General features: G+C 65.8%; 2 protein-coding genes. Both read left to right on the plus strand.

Annotation, left to right across the window (positions count from 1 at the left end):
• Window positions 1-1,945, plus strand: a 1,945-nt coding sequence (locus tag VML93_RS22275) for a type I polyketide synthase (RefSeq protein WP_325614392.1), incomplete at its 5' end; no start/stop codon positions are given.
• 15 nt (window positions 1,946-1,960) lie between these two features.
• A complete protein-coding gene (locus VML93_RS22280) occupies window positions 1,961-5,050 on the plus strand; it encodes a type I polyketide synthase (RefSeq protein ID WP_325614394.1) in 3,090 nt (1,029 codons plus the stop codon).
• The last annotated feature ends 57 nt before the right edge of the window (window positions 5,051-5,107 follow it).

Below are 5,107 nucleotides of genomic sequence, written 5' to 3' on the forward strand. Positions count from 1 at the left end.
TTTGACGGCGTGGTATGGGCTGTCGGTGCTGGCCGGTCTGCGGGGCGGGCAGCGGGTGTTGGTGCATGCGGCCACCGGTGGGGTGGGGATGGCGGCGGTGCAGCTGGCCCGGTATTGGGGTGCGGAGGTGTTCGCTACGGCCAGTCGCGGTAAGTGGGACACGTTGCGCGCGATGGGCTTTGACGATAGTCATATCGGTGATTCGCGGACCGTGGAGTTCGAGCAGAAGTTTCTGGCGGCCACCGATGGCGCCGGGGTGGATGTGGTGCTCAACTCGCTGGCCGGTGAGTTCCTGGACGCCTCGCTGCGGTTGCTGACCCGCGGGGGGCATTTCGTCGAGATGGGCAAAACCGACCTACGCGACCCGCAACTGGTGGCGGTCGAGCATCCGGGTGTGCAGTACCGGGCGTTTGATCTGATGGAGGCCGGCTCGGACCATATCGCTGCGATGCTGCACGAGTTGATGGGGTTGTTCGGCAACGGTGTGTTGACGCCGTTGCCGGTCAAGACGTTTGACGTGCGCAGTGCTGCGGGGGCGTACCGCTATGTTTGCCAGGCCCGTCAGATCGGCAAGGTGGTGTTGACCGTGGCCGAGGGTGGTGGGCTGTCCGGGTCGGCGGTGGTGATCAGCGGGGGCACGGGGATGGCCGGTTCGGCGGTGGCCGAGCATCTGGTGAACCGTTATGGGGTGGCGCATGTGGTGTTGGTCAGCCGCAGCGGGGCTGGTGCTCAGGGCGTGGCGGAGTTGGTGGCCCGGTTGGAAGAGGCCGGGGCGGCGGTGTCGGTGCTGGCCTGTGATGTGGCCGATCGTGAGGCAGCGGCGGCGTTGTTGGGCGGATTGGATCCGCGGTATCCGCTCAGGGGGGTGTTTCATGCCGCTGGGGTGCTCGATGACGGGTTGATCGCGTCGTTGACGCCGGGGCGGGTGGATACGGTGTTGCGGGCCAAGGTCGATGGCGCCTGGAATCTGCATGAGCTGACCCGGGATTTGGATTTGTCGGCGTTCGTGCTGTTTTCGTCGATGGCCGGCATCGTCGGCGCGCCGGGGCAGGGTAACTATGCGGCGGCCAACAGTTTCCTCGACGCGCTGGCCACCCACCGGCGCGCCCAGGGGTTGGCCGGGCTGTCGGTGGCCTGGGGACTGTGGGAACAGGCCAGCGCCATGACCCAACACCTCGCCGACCGAGACAAGGCCCGCATGAGCCGCGTCGGGCTGGCGCCGCTGTCCACCGCGCAGGCGTTGCAACTGTTCGACGACGCGATGGTCGCCGATCGCGGCATGATCGTGGCCGCCCACCTCGACGCGACAGGGCTCAGCGCCAGTGGCGTTGTGCCGCCTGTGCTTCGCGACTTGGTGAGTCGTCCGGGTCGACGGCTGGTCGCGGATACTGACAGCGCAGCCTCCCTCTCTGGGTTGGCGACACGGCTGCAAGGGCTGACGCCCGAGCAGCGTCACAGCCAGTTGGTCGAACTGGTGTGCACCAACGCCGCAACGGTTTTGGGTCGTCCCATCGCCGATGTCGGCGCCGGGGTGGAGTTTCAAGAGCTGGGATTCGATTCGCTGACCGCCGTCGAACTGCGCAACCGGCTCAAAAACGCTACCGGACTGACCCTTTCGCCGACAGTGATCTTCGACCACCCGACGCCGAGCGCCCTGGCCGAGCACGTTGACGAACAGCTCAGCTCCGCGGCGATCCCCACCGGCGCACCCGGCAGCGAGCCAGACACATTGGCTCGTTTCAACGACGTCGCACGCGAGCTGCAAACACTGGTCAACCAACCAGACTGGACCGAGGACGACAAAGCGCGGCTGAACGCCCGGATCCGAACCATCCTGGCCGACCTCACCACCCCACAGGACACCCCCGAGCCGTTCGATGACAGCATCGACAAAGCCACCGAAAGCGAGCTCTTCGCCATCCTCGACGAGGATTTCCCGGTATGACCGCAACGAGTTGACGTGTCACCGACAGACGTAGCGATCATCGGACTCGCATGCAGGTTCCCCGGTGCCGGCAACCCCCGAGACTTCTGGTGTCTGCTCCGGGACGGTAACGAAGCCGCGAAGTTCGCCCTTGACAACGTCGCCGAGTTCGACGCCGACTTCTTCAACCTGTCCCCGCGCGAAGCCTGCGCGTTGGACCCCCGCCAGCGACTGGCGCTCGAACTGACGTGGGAACTGCTGGAAGACGCGTGTTTAGTGCCGGAAACCCTATCCGGAGAACAGGTTGCGGTTTATCTCGGCGCGATGAACGACGACTACGCGTACCTCACGGTTCGCGACGCTCCGGACCACCTCGATCATCACTCGTTCGCCGGCATCAGCCGCGGAATGATCGCCAACCGGATCTCGTACGCCTTTGGCATGCATGGCACCAGCATGACCGTTGACTCCGGTCAATCGTCGTCGCTGACGGCAGTTCACCTCGCCTGCGAAACGCTGCGGACCGGTGCGTCCCCGCTGGCCATAGCGGGCGGCATCCACCTCAACGTGGCACCCGAAACGGCGATGTTGGAAACGGAATTCGGCGCGGTGTCCACTTCGGGCCACACCTACGCGTTCGACGAACGCGCGGACGGTTACGTGCCGAGCGAAGGCGGTGGCCTGGTCCTACTGAAACCGTTGCGCGCGGCGCTTGACGACGGAAACCGGATCCGCGCAGTCATTCGCGGCAGCGCGGTCGGCAACGCGGGGCACAGCGCAGCCGGGCTGACGGCACCGTCGGCGGCGGCGCAAGTCGACGTCATCGGGCGCGCCCTGTCCAGCGCAGGCCTGGATAGCACCCAGGTCCACTACATCGAGGCGCACGGAACGGGCACCGAAATCGGCGACCCGATCGAGGCCACGGCACTCGGGGCGGTATTCGCCGAGCGCCGCAGCGATCCGCTGCAGGTGGGGTCGGTAAAGACCAACATCGGCCACACCGGAGCCGCCTCGGGAGTCGCGGGCCTGATCAAGACGGTATTGGCCATCGAAAACGCCGCTATCCCAGCAAGTCTCAACTTTGCCGGCGCAAATCCCGTAGTGGTTCTGGAAGACCTTGGGCTGCGGGTCAATACGACGCTCACGGCGTGGCCGGCAGCGGAGCGGAGACGTGCGGGGGTGTCGTCTTTCGGGATGGGCGGCACCAACGCGCATGTGATCGTGGAACAAGCCCCGGCGCCGGACGGCGTTGCGGCCCAGCGTGATGACGACGACAGTGCGGTCGCGTGGGTGTTGTCGGCTCGGTCGCGGCAGGCCTTGGCCAATCAGGCTGAACGATTGCTGGCATGGGCGGGTGCGTACGACGTCTTGGACATCGCCGATGTGGCCTGGTCGTTGGTCACGACACGAGCGGTATTCGAGCATCGGGCTGTGGTAGCAGGACCGGACCGCAGCACCTTGATGGCGGGGTTGGCCGGTTTGGCTGCCGGAGAGCCCGCCGCGGGTGTGGTCGTGGGCCGGGCGCAGTCGATGGGCAAGACGGTGTTCGTGTTCCCCGGCCAGGGCTCGCAGTGGCTGGGGATGGGAGCGGCCCTGTACGGCCGGTTTCCGTCTTTCGCGAAGGCGTTTGACGCGGCGGCAGCTGAGCTGGACGGCCGGCTGCGGTTGCCGCTGCGGCAGGTGATGTGGGGCGGCGACGCGGCGCTGTTGGAGAGTACGGAGTTCGCCCAACCGGCGTTGTTCGCCGTACAGGTCGCGGTGGCTGCGCTATTGCGACACTGGGGTATCGAGCCGGATTTCGTGATGGGTCATTCGGTGGGGGAAATCAGCGCCGCGTGTGTGGCGGGGGTGTTGTCCGTGGCCGATGCCGCGAAGGTGGTGGCGGCGCGGGGACGGCTGATGGCTGAGTTGCCCACCGGCGGCATCATGGTTGCGGCTTCCGCCGGCGAAGCCGAGGTGGCGCCCCTGCTCGGCCGGGGTGTGGATATCGCGGCGGTCAATGGCCCTGCCGCGGTGGTCCTTTCGGGTGAGGCGGCCGCGGTGGGTGCGGTCGCGGATCGGTTGGCGGTCTCGGGTCGGCGCGTACACCGTTTGGCGGTGTCGCACGCGTTTCATTCACCGCTGATGGAGCCGATGGTCGAGAAGTTCGGTCAGGTCGTGGCTGGGGTGTCGGCCGCCGAGCCGCGAATCAAGTTGATATCCAATGTGACTGGTGAGTTGTCCGGCCCGGGGTATGGGTCGCCGCAGTATTGGGTCGAACATGTCCGCCGGCCAGTGCGCTTTGTCGACGGGGTGCGGGCCGCCGAGTCGCTGGGGGCCGGGCTGTTTGTGGAAGTCGGTCCGGGCGCTGGTTTGACCGCCTCGGTCGAGCAGTCGCTGACCGTCGAGCAGGCGATCTCGGTGGTGACCATGGCCAAGGACCGCCCCGAACTCGATTCGCTGCTGACCGCAGTCGGGCAGTTGTTCAGCGTCGGCACGGTTGTGGATTGGCGGGCGATCTTGGGGGGTCTTGGCGGCCGGATCGTGAAGCTGCCGACGTACGGCTTTGCGCGGCAACGGTTCTGGCTGGGCACCGGCGGATCAGCCGGGGGAGAAGGCGCGGGCCAACCGGCCGACCTGGCCGAGCGTTTGCAAGGTTTGGACCCCAAGGAGCAGCATCGGCAGCTAGTGGCATTGGTGTGCTCGCACGCGGCGATTGTGCTGGAACACTCGAGCGGTCACGACATCGACGCCGAACGGCCGTTCCAGGACCTCGGATTCGACTCGATGACCGGGGTCGAACTGCGCAACCGCCTCAAAACCCAAACCGGGTTGGCGCTGTCACGCACCTTGATCTTCGACTACCCCACTCCGACGGCGTTGGCCGATCATCTCGCGCAACAACTCCTCCACGGCCATGGCGCAGAATCCGACGAAGAGAAGATTTGGTCTTCCCTGAGAAAGATTCCGCTGCACGAGCTGCGAAGGACCGGATTACTCGACAAATTACTACTCTTGGCGGGCGGTACCGAAAAGCAAGATCCCGATCCGACCCGCAGCGACGACGTCATCGACTCGTTAAGTCCGGATGCGCTAATCGCGATGGTGCTCAGCGCAGACGAACAGGACGAAGAGCGCCAGTACTGACGAAACCGACTCTTGCGAAACATATTCCGCAGACATCCGCCGGACCTAATGCGACAC

This window comes from Mycobacterium sp. (assembly GCF_035499775.1).
In the GTDB taxonomy this organism is placed as follows: Bacteria; Actinomycetota; Actinomycetes; order Mycobacteriales; family Mycobacteriaceae; genus Mycobacterium.